Source organism: Dokdonella soli, assembly GCF_039523175.1.
GTDB lineage: Bacteria > Pseudomonadota > Gammaproteobacteria > Xanthomonadales > Rhodanobacteraceae > Dokdonella_A > Dokdonella_A soli.
In genome coordinates this window covers 183,851-199,073 of sequence record NZ_BAAAEU010000007.1, presented here as the reverse complement: position 1 = coordinate 199,073, position 15,223 = coordinate 183,851, and the positions used below count along the sequence as shown (strand labels likewise).

General features: G+C 67.2%; 15 protein-coding genes and 1 other RNA gene. 11 read left to right on the top strand and 5 right to left on the bottom strand.

Annotated elements, in window-relative coordinates; translation table 11 throughout:
* The first annotated feature begins 133 nt into the window (after positions 1-133).
* The 8 genes from nrdR to ABD002_RS09255 all read left to right on the top strand — a co-directional run bounded on the left by nrdR (position 134) and on the right by ABD002_RS09255 (position 6,572).
* Complete coding sequence (nrdR, locus tag ABD002_RS09290; RefSeq protein WP_343789935.1) at positions 134-652, top strand: transcriptional regulator NrdR; 519 nt, start codon at positions 134-136, stop codon at positions 650-652.
* Positions 653-656: 4 nt separating this feature from the next.
* A complete protein-coding gene (ribD, locus tag ABD002_RS09285; RefSeq protein ID WP_343789932.1) occupies positions 657-1,961 on the top strand; it encodes a bifunctional diaminohydroxyphosphoribosylaminopyrimidine deaminase/5-amino-6-(5-phosphoribosylamino)uracil reductase RibD in 1,305 nt (434 codons plus the stop codon).
* A gap of 20 nt (positions 1,962-1,981) precedes the next feature.
* A complete protein-coding gene (locus ABD002_RS09280; RefSeq protein ID WP_343789929.1) occupies positions 1,982-2,593 on the top strand; it encodes a riboflavin synthase in 612 nt (203 codons plus the stop codon).
* The gene (ribBA, locus tag ABD002_RS09275; RefSeq protein ID WP_343789926.1) at positions 2,590-3,696 is read left to right on the top strand and encodes a bifunctional 3,4-dihydroxy-2-butanone-4-phosphate synthase/GTP cyclohydrolase II; all 1,107 of its coding nucleotides are present in this window, start codon (positions 2,590-2,592) and stop codon (positions 3,694-3,696) included. Before ABD002_RS09280 ends, ribBA begins: the two co-directional genes overlap by 4 nt.
* Positions 3,697-3,927: 231 nt before the next feature.
* Positions 3,928-4,458, top strand: coding sequence for a 6,7-dimethyl-8-ribityllumazine synthase (ribH, locus tag ABD002_RS09270; RefSeq protein WP_343789923.1), 531 nt, complete (start codon positions 3,928-3,930; stop codon positions 4,456-4,458).
* Positions 4,455-4,919 carry a transcription antitermination factor NusB gene (nusB, locus tag ABD002_RS09265; protein WP_343789920.1) on the top strand — a complete coding sequence of 155 codons (465 nt, stop codon included), beginning with the start codon at positions 4,455-4,457 and terminating at the stop codon, positions 4,917-4,919. The genes ribH and nusB overlap by 4 nt, the downstream gene beginning before the upstream one ends.
* 181 nt (positions 4,920-5,100) lie before the next feature.
* Complete coding sequence (thiL, locus tag ABD002_RS09260) at positions 5,101-6,084, top strand: thiamine-phosphate kinase (RefSeq protein ID WP_343789917.1); 984 nt, start codon at positions 5,101-5,103, stop codon at positions 6,082-6,084.
* Positions 6,081-6,572, top strand: coding sequence for a phosphatidylglycerophosphatase A family protein (locus ABD002_RS09255; protein ID WP_343789915.1), 492 nt, complete (start codon positions 6,081-6,083; stop codon positions 6,570-6,572). The genes thiL and ABD002_RS09255 overlap by 4 nt, the downstream gene beginning before the upstream one ends.
* A gap of 16 nt (positions 6,573-6,588) precedes the next feature.
* On the opposite strand, the gene ABD002_RS09250 is transcribed toward ABD002_RS09255, so the two are convergent.
* The 5 genes from ABD002_RS09250 to ABD002_RS09230 all read right to left on the bottom strand — a co-directional run bounded on the left by ABD002_RS09250 (position 6,589) and on the right by ABD002_RS09230 (position 12,728).
* Entirely contained in the window at positions 6,589-8,037 is a 1,449-nt protein-coding gene (locus tag ABD002_RS09250) for a hypothetical protein (protein ID WP_343789912.1), read from the bottom strand.
* 454 nt (positions 8,038-8,491) lie between these two features.
* Positions 8,492-9,880: an FAD-binding oxidoreductase gene (locus tag ABD002_RS09245; protein ID WP_343789909.1), complete on the bottom strand. Its 1,389-nt coding sequence runs from the start codon at positions 9,878-9,880 to the stop codon at positions 8,492-8,494.
* Between the two features lie 101 nt (positions 9,881-9,981).
* On the bottom strand, positions 9,982-10,572 hold the full coding sequence (locus tag ABD002_RS09240; RefSeq protein WP_343789906.1) for a BON domain-containing protein: 591 nt from the start codon (positions 10,570-10,572) through the stop codon (positions 9,982-9,984).
* Between the two features lie 9 nt (positions 10,573-10,581).
* Positions 10,582-10,956, bottom strand: a complete 375-nt coding sequence (locus ABD002_RS09235) for a YraN family protein (protein ID WP_343789903.1) — start codon at positions 10,954-10,956, stop codon at positions 10,582-10,584.
* Complete coding sequence (locus tag ABD002_RS09230; RefSeq protein WP_343789900.1) at positions 10,953-12,728, bottom strand: penicillin-binding protein activator; 1,776 nt, start codon at positions 12,726-12,728, stop codon at positions 10,953-10,955. Before ABD002_RS09230 ends, ABD002_RS09235 begins: the two co-directional genes overlap by 4 nt.
* A 196-nt stretch (positions 12,729-12,924) precedes the next feature.
* Between ABD002_RS09230 and rsmI the strand changes: the two genes are divergently transcribed.
* The 3 genes from rsmI to mraZ all read left to right on the top strand — a co-directional run bounded on the left by rsmI (position 12,925) and on the right by mraZ (position 15,222).
* Entirely contained in the window at positions 12,925-13,767 is an 843-nt protein-coding gene (gene rsmI, locus ABD002_RS09225) for a 16S rRNA (cytidine(1402)-2'-O)-methyltransferase (RefSeq protein WP_343789898.1), read from the top strand.
* 215 nt (positions 13,768-13,982) lie between these two features.
* Positions 13,983-14,433: RNase P RNA component class A (rnpB, locus tag ABD002_RS09220), an RNA gene on the top strand.
* A 342-nt stretch (positions 14,434-14,775) separates the two neighbouring features.
* The gene (mraZ, locus tag ABD002_RS09215) at positions 14,776-15,222 is read left to right on the top strand and encodes a division/cell wall cluster transcriptional repressor MraZ (RefSeq protein WP_343789895.1); all 447 of its coding nucleotides are present in this window, start codon (positions 14,776-14,778) and stop codon (positions 15,220-15,222) included.
* The last annotated feature ends 1 nt before the right edge of the window (position 15,223 follow it).

Below are 15,223 nucleotides of genomic sequence, written 5' to 3'. Positions count from 1 at the left end.
GTTCCTCCAGCGCGTGTGCTTTTCCCGACTCCCGATTGACTCGCCGCTCCTGCGGCTCGCCCTTCGGGCCAGCTTCGCTGTTCGCTCCGGCCTCCTGCCTTCGCAGTTCGATTCTCCATTCCCGGCCTTCTGAATGCACTGTCCCTTCTGCCAGCACGAAGACACGCGGGTGATCGACTCGCGCGTGTCCGAGGACGGCGCGACGATCCGTCGCCGCCGCGAGTGCGAGCAGTGCGGCGAGCGCTTCAACACGTTCGAGACCGCCGAGATCAAGCTGCCGAGCGTGGTCAAGGGCGACGGTCGCCGCGAGACGTTCGACGAAGGGAAGCTGCGCACCGGTTTCATGCGCGCGTTGCAGAAGCGCCCGGTCGGCAGCGAGCAAGTCGATGCGGCCGTGCGGGCGGTGGTCGAGGACCTGCGCCGCAGCGGCGAGCGCGAGGTGCCTTCCCTGCGTATCGGCGAACTCGTGATGCGCGAGCTGAAGAAGCTCGATCACGTTGCCTATGTGCGTTTTGCCTCGGTCTACCGCAGCTTCGAGGATGTGCAGGCGTTTCGCGAGGAGATCGAGCGCCTCGAACGCGACCTGCCGGCGATCGAAGGATTGCAGCTGCCGCTGCTCGGCGAGGCCGTGCAGCGCAAAGCCAAGAGCTAGTCCGATGTTTTCCGCCTGCGACCACGCGTTGATGGCACGCGCGCTGCGCCTCGCCGAATGTGGTCTGGCCACGACGCAACCGAATCCACGCGTCGGTTGCGTGATCGCTCAAAGCGATGTGGTGGTCGGCGAGGGCTGGCACCGGCATGCGGGCGGTCCGCATGCGGAAGTGTTTGCGTTGCGCGAGGCCGGTGAAGGCGCGCGTGGCGCGACCGTGTACGTGACGCTCGAACCCTGCGGCCTGTACGGACGCACACCACCCTGCGCGGATGCGTTGATCGCTGCCGGGGTCGCGCGCGTGGTGATCGCGACCGAAGACGCATTCCAGCGTGAGGGGGGCGCGATCGATCGGCTGCGTGGGGCCGGTACTACGGTCGAATCCGGGCTGATGCGCGAAGCGGCGCGTGAGCTGAATCGCGGTTTCTTCAGTCGCGTCGAGCGCGGCCGGCCATGGGTTCGCGTGAAGCTCGCGATGAGTCTCGACGGCCGCACCGCGCTGGCGAATGGCGAATCGAAGTGGATCACCGGCGAGGCCGCGCGCGCCGACGTGCAGCGCTGGCGCGCGCGCAGCTCGGCGATCCTGACAGGAATCGGCACCGTGCTCGCCGACGACCCGGCGCTTACCGTGCGCTCCAACTCCCTCTCCCCCGGCTGCGCCGGGGGAGAGGGTTGGGGTGAGGGGGCAGAGCGTGGAGGCGCAACGCGACTGGTCGCTGTGGTTGCGTCCAACGAAGCACGAGATCTTCCGCAAGATGCCAGCAGCGTCGAACCTTCGCGGCCACGCCCCCTCACCCAACCCTCTCCCCCCCGCGAGCTGGGGGGAGAGGGCTATGGTTTTCCCGGTCTTGTCGCGCCGATGCGTGTGGTGCTGGATCGTCAGTTGCGCACACCACGCGGCGCGCAGGTGCTCAATGGCGCCGCACCGACGCTGCTGCTGCACGCGCGCGGCGCGGTCGCCGGCGGTGACCGCTTTGTCCAAGTCGAATGCGCCGCGGTTGAAACCGGCGCTGGCGGCCTCGATCTCGCGGAGGTGCTGCGTCAGCTCGCCGCGCGCGGCATGAACGAGGTGCAGGTCGAAGCCGGACCGATCCTGTCCGGCGCATTGTTTGCCGCGGGACTGGTCGATGAGCTGCTGCTCTATGTCGCGCCGGTGCTGCTCGGCGATGCCGCGCGACCGCTGCTCGCGCTGCCGTCTTTGTCGGACATGGCGGCGCGCTGGCAGCTGCGCGTCGTCGAGCAGCGGCAGATCGGCGAAGACCTGAGGCTGTTGTTGAGAACCTCCGAAACGCAACACCGTTCGCCGGGATGACGGCTCGATTGGAGAAGTAGATGTTCACCGGAATCATCCAGGCCGTCGGCCGCATCGCATCGCGCGAGACGCACGGCAGTGATGCGCGTCTCGTGATCGACGCGACGACGCTCGATCTCGGCGACGTCGCAATCGGCGACAGCATCGCGGTCGCCGGCGTCTGCCTGACCGCAGTTGCGTTCGACGGCGCACGCTTCCTCGCCGATGTCTCGGCGGAAACCCTCGCGCGCACCACACTGGGTGCGCTGAGCGCCGGCGATCCGGTCAATCTCGAGAAATCGCTGCGTCTTGCCGACCGGCTCGGCGGCCACCTGGTGTCCGGCCATGTCGACGGCATGGGTCGCGTCGTGCGCGTTGACGACGACGGCGCCTCGCAGCGCTGGACGTTCCGCGCACCGGCGGAGCTGATGCGCTATGTCGCGGTCAAGGGCTCGATCTGCGTCGACGGCACCAGCCTCACGGTCAACACGGTCGATGCCGATACCTTCGGCGTGACCCTGATCCCGCACACGCTGGGGCAAACCACGTTCGGCACGCGCAAGGCGGGCGATGCAGTGAATCTCGAGGTCGATCTGGTCGCGCGTTATGTCGAGCGGTTGTTCGGCGACCGGGCGACAGGAGGGCAACCATGAGCTTCGCGACGATCCCCGAAATCCTTGCCGACATTCGCGCCGGGCGCATGGTCGTGATCGTCGACGACGAGGATCGCGAGAACGAGGGCGACCTGATCATGGCCGCCGAGAAGGTGGAGCCCGCGGACATCAACTTCATGGCGCGCGAGGGCCGCGGCCTGATCTGCCTGTCGATGACGCGCGCACGCTGCCGCCAGCTCGGCCTGAAGCCGATGGTCGACACCAACACCTCGCCGCACCACACGAACTTCACCGCCTCGATCGAGGCCGCCGAAGGCGTGACCACCGGCATCTCCGCCTACGACCGTGCGCACACGATCCGCACCGCGGTGCGTGCCGACGCACGACCGGAGCACATCGTGCAGCCGGGCCATATCTTCCCGCTCGCGGCACAGCCGGGGGGGGTGCTCGCGCGTGCCGGCCACACCGAGGCCGCCTGCGACCTCGCCGCGCTGGCCGGACTCGAGCCCGCCGGCGTGCTGGTCGAGGTCCTCAGTGAAGACGGCACGATGGCGCGGCGCCCGGAACTCGAGGTGTTCGCCGCGAAGCACGGTCTGAAGATTGGCACGATCGCTGACCTGATCCGCTATCGCCTCGAGACCGAGAAGACCATCGAGCGGGCACATGAAAGCAATGTCGAGACGGAGTTCGGCCGCTTCCGCCTGATCGCGTACCGCGACCTGCTCGCACGCGAGCTGCACTTCGCGCTGGTGCGCGGCACGGTCGACGACGGTGCGCCGGTGCTGACCCGCGTGCATGTGCGCAACACGCTGTCCGACGTGCTGCACCTGAAGCGTGACGACCTCGGACTCACCGTCACTGCGGCATTGCGGCGCGTTGCCGAGGAAGGGCGCGGCGTCGTTGTCGTGCTCGCCGGCGATGATACGGCCGACGCGCTGCTCGACCGGCTGCACGGGCGTCCAGCCGGCGACGCGGACAGCCAGAAGCAATGGCGGCAACTCGGCCTCGGCGCGCAGGTCCTCGCCGACCTCGGCGTGCACCGGCTGCGCGTGCTCGGCACGCCGCGCAAACTGGTGGGCCTCGTCGGATTCGGACTGGAAGTCGCCGGTTACGAGGAAATCACCGACCACAAACCCTCGTAGGAGCGGCCCTTCGACGGGCTCAGGACCGGCTTCAGCCACGATGCTCTTCGAACCCCCCTTCAAGGCGAGGGTTCGGCGGGGATGGTGTTCACCGCACCAAAAGCATCGCGGCCGAAGCCGTTCCTGCAACATCCGGGCAGGCCGGTTTGAGTGCGCCAATAGCGCTCGCCCGCCCTGAGGTAGCGAAGGGCGGTTAAACTGCGCGTCGCGAATCAAGGTTTTCTTCCAGGCATGCCCACGTATTCCGGTGAATTGCGCCCCGTTGCCGATGCGCGCTATGCGCTCGTCGCGAGTCGCTGGAACCCGCGCATCGTCGATGCGCTGGTGGACGGCGCGCTGCACACGCTGCGCGAGCACGGTGTCGCCGATGCCGCGATCGATCTGGTGCGCGTGCCGGGCGCCTGGGAGATCCCGCAGGCCGCGGCGAAGCTCGCCGCGACCGGCGGCTGTGCGGCGATCATCGCGCTCGGCTGTGTCGTGCGCGGCGACACCCGGCATTACGAACACGTCGCCGACGGCTGTGCGGACGGACTGATGCGCGTCGCGCTGGAACACCGCATGCCGGTGCTGAATGGGGTGCTCGCGGTCGAGCTTCACGCAGATGCGCAGGCCCGCGCCGGCGGCGCGCATGGCAACAAGGGCGAGGAAGTCGCACTCGCCGCGCTGGAGATGGCCGACCTGTGGAGCAAATTGGAAAGTGCGGGCCGGGATGGCCGCTTCTCGACTCTCGCGATCAAGGACGATCGCAAAGGCGAATCATGACGAATCCCCCACGCCCGACTCACGGTATCGATCTCGCCGCGCGCTCGCGCGCACGCCGCCGCGCGTTGCAGGCGGTCTATGCCTGGCAGCTCAGCGGCAACCGCATCGACGGGGTGATCGACCAGTTCCGCCACGAGCAGGACATGCAGATCGCCGACCTCGAGTATTTCGAGGCGCTGGTACGCGGCGTCGAGCACAGCCATGCCGAACTCGATGCCGCGATGGCGCCGTTCCTCGATCGCGAGGTCGAGCGCGTCGATCCGATCGAACGCGCGGTGCTGCGCATTGCCGCTTACGAGCTGCGCGAGCGCCCCGACGTGCCGTATCGCGTGGTCATCAACGAGGCGGTCGAGACCACCAAGCGCTTCGGTTCCGAGCACGGTCACACCTACGTCAACGGCGTGCTCGACAAGCTCGCCGCGGTCTGGCGCGGCGCCGAGTACGGAACGGGCCGATCCTGAGCCTGCGCCGGCTTCGCGCACGGCTGCGGTTTGAAAAATCCGCTGCGGCACAGGGATGTGCCGTCGCATCAAGCATGTTGATGCTTGATGCGACAAACGTGGCGCGGCTCTGCCGCGGCCGTTTGTTTGCAAGCCGCGGCAGGATGCCCGGTTTTGCAAGACGGGATTGGAGCGCGCAACGATGGCCGAATTCGACCTGATCGACCTGATCCACAAACGCTGCGCGATCGAGCGCGCCGATGTGCGTCTCGGCATCGGCGACGACGCAGCGATCCTCAGGCCGCCGCCGGGCCTCGATCTCATCGTCAGCACCGACACCCTGGTCGCCGGCGTGCATTTCCCGGAGATGACGAGCGCGCAGGATCTCGGCTGGAAATCGCTCGCAGTCAATCTCAGCGACCTGGCTGCGATGGGTGCGATGCCGGTATGGGCGCTGCTCGCGCTGACCTTGCCCGACGCCGATCGCACGTTCGTCGAAGGCTTCGCCGGCGGTTTCGCCGAACTCGCCGCGCAGCATCGCGTCGCCCTCGTTGGCGGCGACACCACCCGTGGTCCGCTGACGGTGACGGTCGTCGTGCATGGCTTCGCCCCGCCCGCACACGTACTGCGCCGCGACGGGGCACAGATCGGCGATGCGGTTTTCGTCACCGGCACGCTCGGCGATGCCGCAGCCGGCCTGCGCTGCCTTGATCCGCGCGACGCGCAGGCCAACGCGCTGTTCCACGCGCCGCCGGAAACGCGCGAGTGGCTGATCTCGCGGCTGCTGCGCCCGACTCCGCGGCTCGCGGCCGGCGCAGCATTGCGCGAGCTCGCGTCCGCCTGCATCGACGTGTCGGACGGACTGCTTGCCGATCTCGGCCACATTGCCGCGCGCAGTGGCGTCGGCATCGAGATCGACGCGCTCGAGCTGCCGGCTTCGTCCGCGCTGCTCGCGTTGTTCGACGCGCCGGATCGACTTGCATTGCAGGCCGGCGGCGGCGACGACTACGAACTCGCATTCAGCGTGCCACCGGCACACGTGGCCGACGTGCAACGTGACCTCGCACGAGTCGGCTGTGGTGCGACGCGGATCGGTCGCGTCGTCGCAGGGCAGGGCGTGCGTCTGCTCGATGCGAACGGCACGCCGATCGCACTACGCCGTCGCGGCTGGGACCATTTCGCGTGAGGCTCGACGCGGCGCAGCGGCGCGCGATCCTTGGAGATCCGGCGGGCTGGATCGCCAGCGGCTTCGGATCGGGCTTGAGTCCGGTCGCGCCGGGCACCGCCGGCTCCGCGGTCGCGCTGATTCCGTGGCTGGCGCTGCGCGAGCTACCGCTGCCGCTCTACCTCATCGTCCTCGTGCTGGCGTTCGCGCTTGGCGTCTGGGCGTCGAATGTCGTGATCGGAAAGCTGCGCATCGAGGACCCCGGTGTAATCGTCTGGGACGAGTTCGTCGGCCAGTGGATCGCGCTCGCGCCGCTGTTGGTCTGGCCGCACGGCTGGCCGTGGATCGTCGCCGGTTTCCTGCTGTTTCGTGTGTTCGACGTGTGGAAACCGTGGCCGGTGTCGTGGGCCGACCGCGCGATCAAGGGCGGGTTCGGTGTGATGCTCGACGACGTGCTCGCGGGTGCCTATGCGGCGATCGTGATTGCGATCGCCATGTCGTTCTTCTGATCTGCAAGGTCGCGAATCAGGAGCATGGATCCTGCGCGGGTGGCGGGTTGCTCGATGAACATGACACGCCCGCGCGATGCGAAAACAAGCCGCCGTAGTTGGCGAGCTTGCCGGGTTGCGCATTGGCGTTGATCACGTTGTAGACCATGAAGCCGGTGACCGGCAGGCCATGGAGCACATCACCATTCGCGGCCGGCCGCAGCGCGTGACCACCGTCGCCACTGGCGAGGTCGAGCTGCATCCAACCCGCGCCGCCGTACGGTGGGATGTTCGACACGAGCTTCGAGCCAAACACGCCCGAGGTCTTGCCGGCATTCGGGTCGCTCGAAGCCAGGAAGCTGATCACGTTGACTTCGTACGGCAACGAGGACGGAGCCGTCGCACTCGGCGGCGAGAAGTCGTCCGGCTGGGTCGTGAAGCCTTCTTCCTGATCGAACAGCGAGATACCGACCTTAGCGTTCGACACGCCGGGCGCATGGAACAGTTCATGGAACGGCGGGATGACGGTGGTGAAGCTGTATGCCTTGCCGTCGACGTGGAAGCGCTTGGTCGGGAACGTGACGACCCAGTCGGTGGCCGCACCGATGCCGGGCACCGCGAGGTACTCGTTGTAGATCGCGTTGGCCGTGAAGACCGCGCTCACCGCATCGACACCCCTCGCGTAGTCCAGAGTCAGCAGCTTGCCGTTCGTGAACACGTAGGCGATCGCACCACCGGCCGTCGACGTGGCCGTATTGGCCTGCTGCAGGGACGGGGTCAGACCCGAACCCGAGAACAGGATCTGCGACGAGAAGCCTTCGATCGCATCGGCGTTGTAGCCGAAGAACGTACCTTGGCCGACATTGATGATCGAACCCGAGCCGAACAGGCCGCCGTTCGGAATCGACAGATTGGCGCCGGCGGCGTTGCCGATCGCGCTCGGCGTGCAAGCCGGCGTGCCGTCATTCGGCGTGCCGTCCTGGACGTGGGTCGTGGCAACATCGAGAGGGCTTCCCGCCACGATTTCGCCCATTTCGATCAGCTCGACATAGCCTTCACGCGTACGCGAGACGTCGGTCGGGCCACCATCGGCCGGGAACACGCTGCCGCCGGCGTAGGCGGAAGCACGGAACGAGTATCCCGCCGGCGGGTAGGTGCAGCTATGGTCACGCGTGAAGACCGCAGCGCCACCGGCGTCAGAGACCTGGCTGACGCGCGCCGTCCAGACGTCGTGCGGAGACAGGTACAGGTTGAAGTTGAGTACTTCGCGGCCGTTGTAGCCCTCTAGGAAGAGGACCTTGACCATCTTGCCAATACCCGATGTATTCACCACGGAAACCAGCGTGTCCTGGTTCTTGTTGACCGTGTAGTAAGGGTAGATCAGCACCTGTCCGAGGCCTTTCGGATTCAGGCTGACGGCGTGCGCTGTTCCGGCGAGGCAGGCGGCGGCCATCGCGAGTGCAGTGACAAGTGGATTTGCTTTCATGACATCGTCCTTTGTCGGGTGATGATTGCAAATCGTGCCGTGGCAGTGGTCGAAGCCGCCCGTCTACGCCGTGCAGCTGATGAAGCCAGCGATCGCAGATGAACTGAAACGAGGTGGTGCCGGTGCTGTCACGTTCCGGCTGGAGCACGACGTGGTTTGCCACGTAGCGCAGATTGCGCGTTGGCATGGGCGATGTCGTGGGTCACGAAACCGACGGCCATGTCGGAAATCAACGCGCAAGTAGTGACGGCCGCGGCCAGGGTTTGCGATCCCAATGAACGCATGCGAGCGCCACTGCGAAGCGGTGCGTTTTCATGCCATCACTCCCCTTCATGCTTGGGCGATCTTGTCGCCGCCGCTGTCCCCGAGCTCCCCGTGCGCCGGAGTCTACGCTGCGGATCGTACGAAGAACACAGCCAACGTCCGATGTGGTCGCGGCGCGATCAATGCTCGCTCAGTGCTGCGGGATGTCACGGTCGGGAAGCAACTTGCCCGGGTTCAGTATGCCGTCGGGATCGAACTCGCTCTTGATCCGGCGCATCAGCGCGAGCGCATTCGCATCGAGCGCGCGCGGCATGAAGTCGCGCTTGACGATGCCGATGCCGTGTTCGCCGGAGAGCGTGCCGTCGAAGCGGATCACCGCGTCGAAGACTTCGCTCAAGGCATCGTGCGCACGCGCGAGTTCGGCGTCGTCGCGGGGCAAGAGGTTCACGTGCAGGTTGCCATTGCCGGCGTGACCGAAGCAGACGATCGGCAGCGCGTATTTCGCGGCGAGGGTCCGCGTCGCGGCGACGAGTTCGGGCACGCGGCTGACAGGGACGACCACGTCCTCGTTGATCTTGTTCGGCGACAAGGTGCGCAGCGCAGGTGACAGTGCCTTGCGCGCTGCCCAGAGCCTGGCGACTTCCTCTTCGCTGGCGGCGACCAGCAGTTCGACGAGTCCGTCGCTGCGCGCCGCACGCGACACGGCATCGACCGCCGGCGCCAGCGTATCCGGCTCACCATCGACTTCGATGACCAGCATCGCACCGGCAAGCGGAATCGCATCGCCGCCGTGCGCACGCGCGAGCGCCAGACACTGGTCATCGAGGAATTCCAGCGCACACGGCGTGACCGGCTGCGCCATGATGCGCGCGACCGCGTGCGCGGCTGCGGTCACGTCGACATAGGTCGCGCGCAGCGTGCGCTTCGCGGAAGGCAGCGGCGTCAGCTTCAGTGTCGCCTCGGTCACGATCGCGAGCGTGCCTTCGGAGCCGATCAGCAGGCGCGTCAGGTCGTAGCCGGTCGCGCCCTTGGTGGTCGGCTTGCCGCAGCGGAAGTCCTCGCCACTGCCGGCGACCGCGCGCAGCGCGAGCACGTTGTCGCGCGTCGCGCCGTACTTCACCGCGCGCGGGCCGCCGGCGTTGCAGGCGATGTTGCCGGCGATCGTGCAGTACGGCGCCGAGGTCGGATCGGGCGGCCAGAACAGCCGGTGCGGTGCCAGTGCAGCTTGCAGGTCGCCGTTGAGCAGCCCCGGCTCGACGACCGCGAGGCGGTTGTCGGGATCGATGCGCAGCACGCGATTCATGCGTTCGAAGCTCGCGACCACACCGCCTTCGACCGGAACGCTGGCGCCGGTCGTATTGGTGCCGCGTCCGCGCGCGACCAGCGGCACGCGATGCGCGCGGCAGGCGCGCACCAGCGCAGCCACCTGCTCATGCGTGGACGGAAAGACCACGGCGTCCGGCGTGATCTGCCGGCGCGAATTGTCGTAGCCATAGACCAGGCATTCGGCCGCGTCGATGCTCAGCGCATCGGCGGGGAAGATGTGTTGCAGGTCGGTGAGGGCACTTGGAACGAGCATGCTGGTCCGGGCGAAAGACGCTGGGTCCCGGCTTTCGCCGGGACGACGAGCAAGAGGATTGTGGCGTTATACGCTTTTCCCGGCTGTCGGATCGCTGCAACTCAATCCATGTATTCGAACACCTTGACGACACGCTCGACGCCGGACACGTTGCGCGCGATGTCGATGACCGCGCCGTCCTCTTCGTGCGTGACCTTGCCCATCAGGTAGACGACGCGGTGCGCGGTGGTCACGTTGACGCGGGTCGGGTCGAAGCCGGGCAGGCTGGTCAGGTCGAGCAGCGCGGTCTTCACCTGCGCGGTGATCGTGTTGTCGCGGCGGCGCGACCAGAACCCTTCCGGTTCGCGCACTTCGATCTCGTTGACAATGCGGCGCGTACCCTCGAAGCCGCCGACCAGGCGCTCCGCGCGCTGCTTGAGCTCGGGCGTCTGCACTTCGCCGACCAGCAATATGACGCCGTTGTAGACGACGATGATCACATCGTTCTTGAGCGCGAGCTCCTTGTCCTTGTTGATCGAATCGTAGGCGCCGAGATAGATGCGCTTGTCGTCGACATAGGTGCTGGCTCCACGGCGGTCGTGAGCCGCACTCGCGCCGACCGCGGCACCGCCGGCGATCGCGAGCAGGCAGCCGCCGAGTTGTGGCAGCACGAGGAGCAGCGAGAGCCAGGTCAGCAGTGATTGGTAGCGCATGAAAAATCCTCAGCAAGTTTCGAAAGCATTTTGTCGCCAGTCCAGCGACGGCACCGCTGCATCACCGGCGATCGCGAGCACATCGAACCGGCACGCATGATGCGCCAGGCGCGGATGCGCCGACAGGAAGACCTCGGCGGCGCGCACGAGTTTCATGCGCTTCGCCGCGCTGATCGAGTCAACGCCGTCGCCGAAGGCCGCGGCACGGCGTCCACCGCGCCGATAGCGCACCTCGACGAACACGATCGTGTCGCGATCACGCATGACCAGATCGAGCTCGCCATGGCGGCAGGAAAAATTGCGCGTGATCAACGCGAGTCCGCAGCGCTCGAGATGCGCGAGCGCGATGTCCTCGTAGCGGGCGCCGGCCGCGCGCGCGTTCATTGCTGCATCGGGGCGGCGCTCAGAGCTCCATCGGCCGGCAGTGCGACGCCGTTGCGGAAGCGCGCCCAGCCGACCACGCGATGGATGCGCCCGAAGCTGTCGGCGGTGAGTTCGCCGGTCGCGCCGTTGACATACGCATCCGGATGAGCGAGCAGCCAGTCCATGTACGGCAGCAGCGCGTAGGCGTCCATGCCGAACGCGAACAATCGCGCGCCGACACCGCTCGCGCTGGCGAACTGGCTCGATACCTGGTTGCGGTCCGGGCGCCCCGGAACCGGTCCAAACAGCCACGGCGCGTCGCAGAACTCGAGGCCGTCGAGGTCGCGGTCGAGCGACGTGTTGTTGTCGCCCGCGTACACGTGCGAGGTCGCGAACACCGAAGCGGCCGCGTTCGCGATCTTGAGCTGGGGCAGCAGCAGGCGTGCCTGCTGCGGACGCATGCTGATGAACACACCGCCATCGGCGCCGGAGCCGAGGCTTGCGGTCGCCTGGGTGATCGAAGTGGAGTAGTTGACGTCCTTGTCGCGCAGCCGCGTCTCGCCGACCACACTGCCGCCGCCGGCCTCGAACTGCGCGCGGAATGCTCGTGCCGCGCGATCGGCCCACTCGGTGTCGGCGGCAATGATCGCTGCGCGTGCGATGCCGCGCTCGCGCATGTGCTCGGCGACTTGCGCGCCCTCGGCATCCGGCAACAGGCCGAACTCGGCGCTGCCCGGCGGGGGCACTTCGCCGGTGTCCGGGTGGTTCAATGCGAGCACGCGCGCGCTCAGCGATTGATGGAAAAGTTCGCCGACCGATTCGCGCTGCAGCGGCCCGACCACGTGGTCGGCGCCGTCGGCGACTGCCGCGTTGTAGGCGGCGATCGCGTCCGCCGGCGTCTTGCCGGAGTCGTAAATGCGCACGTCCGGGCGGCGGCCTGTTGTGTCCGCAAAATAGGCGGAGAGGAAGCCGTCGCGGATCGACTGCGACACCGCCGCGAGTTGCGCGTTGAGCGGCAGCAGCAGCGCGACATGCTTGAGCGACGTGTACCCTTCCGCCTGCATCGCGCCGTTCGCGCCCGGCTGCATCGTGCCGACCGGATGGCTCGGACGCGGCAGCTCGCGCGCGAGCGTCTGGCCCTTGTCGCGCAGCGCCTGTTCAACCCACGGACGCAGCGGATCGCCGGCGGGCAGCGTCTCGATGCGCGTCTTCAGCGCATTCGCGTTCATTGCCGCGAGCGCGTCGGTCAGTTGCTTGCGGTTCTGTTCGCGATCGGCGCCGGCGAGATAGCGATCGAGCGCTGCGCGCGCGCGTGCGGATGCGAACGCGTCACCGCTGGCGAGATCGGCGCGTGCGCGCAGTTCGAGCGCGCGCACGCGCAGGTTCTGCGGCACGTCCGAATCGGGAACCGTGAGCAACGCCTGCGCCTGTGCGATGTCGCCGTGCTTGAGTGCGATTTCGGCATCGAGCAGGTCCAGGCGCAGCGGTTCGTTGCCGTGCAGGCGGCGGCGCTTGACGTCGCCGAGCGCACGCGCCGCGCCGTCGAGGTCGCCGCGTTCACGCAATGCTTCTGCTGCGCGCAACCGGTAATGTGCGGCCTCGTCGCCATGATGGGCTTGCGCGAGCTGCAGGAACGCCGCGGCGGACTGGTCGAGTTCGCCTTGTGCATAGAGCTGTTCGGCGTCCGCGGCCTCCGCGTAGGATGGGGCGACTCCGGTCGGTTCGGACAGCGTCGCGCAGGCGCCGAGCAGCGCGCACAGCAGCGCGGCGAACGCGAGTTGTGGTGCGGCCATGCGGCGGGGTTCACGCGGCGCTGCGCACGTGGCAGCCGCGATGGAGAGGTTCAGCGTCCTGCGAAGCCAGCGAAGCATCATGGTCCGTCCGCGCGCGATTGGAGCTACGCTGCGATGATAGCCGATCGCGGGCGGCACTCCTGCGGACAAGGTAGGCACGCGTGTCCGGTGACTGGCCGCAAAGCTGGAGAATGAGATGGATGCGAAACCGGGCCGGCTGTGGGTCGTCGCGACGCCGATCGGCAATCTCGGCGACTTGTCTACGCGCGCGCGTGACACCTTGCGTGCGGTCGGCGTGGTCGCCGCGGAGGACACGCGCCACAGTGCACCCTTGCTCGCGCATGCGGGCAGTCGCGCACGCACGCTTGCGCTGCATGAGCACAACGAGCGCGAACAGGCGGCGCGCATCGTCGAACACCTGTGCGCCGGCATCGACGTCGCGTTGATCTCCGATGCCGGCACGCCGCTGGTCAGCGACCCGGGTTTCCGTCTGGTGCGCGCAGCGCGCGAGGCCGGTTGCGAGGTGTCGCCGGTGCCGGGTCCGTGCGCGGCGATCGCGGCGTTGTCCGCTGCTGGCTTGCCGAGCGATCGCTTCGTGTTCGAGGGCTTCCTGCCGGCGAAGGCGGCGGCGCGACATGAGCGTCTGCAGGCGCTTGCTGCGGAAACGCGCACGCTGATCTTCTACGAGTCGAGCCACCGCATTCTCGAATCGCTCGAGGCTGCGGTGGAGGTCTTCGGCGCGCAGCGTGCAGCCGTGCTCGCGCGCGAGTTGACGAAGTTGTTCGAGACGATCATCGCGGCGCCGCTCGGCGAGATCGCATCGCGCGTCGCGGCGGATGCGAACCAGCAGCGCGGCGAATTCGTGCTGCTGATTTCCGGCGCCGAAGGCGACGCAGCGGATGCGACGCTCGCCGAGGGCCGGCGCGTGTTCGCGCTGCTGCGCGAGGAATTGCCGCCGGCCCGTGCGGCCAAGCTCGCGGCGGCGATCACTGGCGCGCCTCGCAAGGCGTTGTATGAGGCGGCAGACGGCGGTCGGTAGCGGGTGGCCGAGCATCACGGGCACTCGTCATCCCGGCGAAAGCCAGGATCGAGTTCCTGATACGCACTCGGTTGGGTCCCGGCGTGACCTGCGCCTTGGGCGCTCGCGCTTCGGGCCAGCTTCACCGTTGTCGCCGCGCTCCTCGCTGGGGCGACGAGCACATGTTTCCCGGCTCCGCGCGCTCGTGCCACAGCATTTCCGCTAAACTCACCACGGGAGCCGGCTAAGCAGCCGCGTCGCGTTCGCGCGCCGAGGAAAGTCCGGGCTCCATAGGGCAGGGTGCCAGGTAACGCCTGGGCGGCGCGAGCCGACGGAAAGTGCAACAGAGAGCAAACCGCCGAACGGTCCCGTCACCCCTGTGCTGCCATGAAAACGATTGGAGGACTTGCCGGCGCGCGTAGCGCGACGGCCAAGTCCGTATCCAAAAGGATGCGGGGCAGCAGAGGGGTGACGGGATGCGTGGCAAGGGTGAAACGGTGCGGTAAGAGCGCACCGCGAGTCTGGCAACAGACCGGCACGGCAAACCCCACCTGGAGCAAGACCGAATAGGGGAACCATGACGCTGCCCGCGTCGTTCCCGGGTTGGTCGCTCGAGTCCTGCGGCGACGCAGGACCTAGAGGAATGGCTGCTCACGACAGAACCCGGCTTACCGGCCGGCTCCCCCTTTTTCCTGATGAACCGGATGCGGCCGTGCCCGAGCATGTCGCCGCCATCGCATCGGCGCGCCTGCGGCGATCGCCGGAGCACGACGGACCCGCCGGCCGGGATTCCGTCGATCCGCCGTATTTGTACACATTTTCTCGGCCTCGTGGGAGTCGTTCGCATTGTCCGTTCAATACGTTGGCGAACACTCCTCGGAATCACGTGAAGGCGAGTCATTTTCGGCCCTGTCCGACCCGTCACAAACACTTGCGAATTGCCCGCGTTTTGCCCTGATTTTTCCTTGACAGACCGTAGCTTGCGGCCTAATGTGGGTTTCAGTGGTTTTTTGTGGTGGATAGTGGGTTATGTTCCAAGGCGAAACAGCCGTCACGCTGGACGACAAGGGCCGGGTCGCGATTCCCGCGGCGCAGCGCGAGCTTGTCGCGAAGGTCAGTGGCAATCGCCTGGTCGTCACCTACAACCCGTTCGAGCCCGGCTGCCTGTGGATCTTCCCGGAAAAGGAATGGGAGCGCGTGCGCGACGAGGTCAATGCGCTGTCCAAGGTCAAGAAGGTCCATCGCGACATGCAGATGAAGCTGGTGGGCGCCGCCGCGCACGTCGAACCGGACGGCAACGGCCGCATCCAGTTGCCGGGCAGCCAGCGCGCTGCGACCGGCATCGAGAAGCGCGCGGTGCTGCTCGGCATGGACAACAAGCTCGAGCTGTGGGGCGAACAAGCGCACCTCGCCAAGATCCGCGAAACGATCGGCGAGGACCAGATCACGGAGGACATGGCCGATCTGAAGTTGTAAG

Bases quoted from the DNA above. Each gene is read 5' to 3' on its own strand.
- thiL (WP_343789917.1), top strand. From the start codon at position 5,101: ATGGCCGAATTCGACCTGATCGACCTGATCCACAAACGCTGCGCGATC.
- ribH (WP_343789923.1), top strand. From the start codon at position 3,928: ATGCCCACGTATTCCGGTGAATTGCGCCCCGTTGCCGATGCGCGCTAT.
- mraZ (WP_343789895.1), top strand. From the start codon at position 14,776: ATGTTCCAAGGCGAAACAGCCGTCACGCTGGACGACAAGGGCCGGGTC.
- ABD002_RS09250 (WP_343789912.1), bottom strand. From the start codon at position 8,037: ATGAAAGCAAATCCACTTGTCACTGCACTCGCGATGGCCGCCGCCTGC.
- ABD002_RS09245 (WP_343789909.1), bottom strand. From the start codon at position 9,880: ATGCTCGTTCCAAGTGCCCTCACCGACCTGCAACACATCTTCCCCGCC.
- ribBA (WP_343789926.1), top strand. From the start codon at position 2,590: ATGAGCTTCGCGACGATCCCCGAAATCCTTGCCGACATTCGCGCCGGG.
- ABD002_RS09240 (WP_343789906.1), bottom strand. From the start codon at position 10,572: ATGCGCTACCAATCACTGCTGACCTGGCTCTCGCTGCTCCTCGTGCTG.
- ABD002_RS09230 (WP_343789900.1), bottom strand. From the start codon at position 12,728: ATGGCCGCACCACAACTCGCGTTCGCCGCGCTGCTGTGCGCGCTGCTC.
- nusB (WP_343789920.1), top strand. From the start codon at position 4,455: ATGACGAATCCCCCACGCCCGACTCACGGTATCGATCTCGCCGCGCGC.
- nrdR (WP_343789935.1), top strand. From the start codon at position 134: ATGCACTGTCCCTTCTGCCAGCACGAAGACACGCGGGTGATCGACTCG.
- ABD002_RS09280 (WP_343789929.1), top strand. From the start codon at position 1,982: ATGTTCACCGGAATCATCCAGGCCGTCGGCCGCATCGCATCGCGCGAG.
- rsmI (WP_343789898.1), top strand. From the start codon at position 12,925: ATGGATGCGAAACCGGGCCGGCTGTGGGTCGTCGCGACGCCGATCGGC.
- ABD002_RS09235 (WP_343789903.1), bottom strand. From the start codon at position 10,956: ATGAACGCGCGCGCGGCCGGCGCCCGCTACGAGGACATCGCGCTCGCG.
- ribD (WP_343789932.1), top strand. From the start codon at position 657: ATGTTTTCCGCCTGCGACCACGCGTTGATGGCACGCGCGCTGCGCCTC.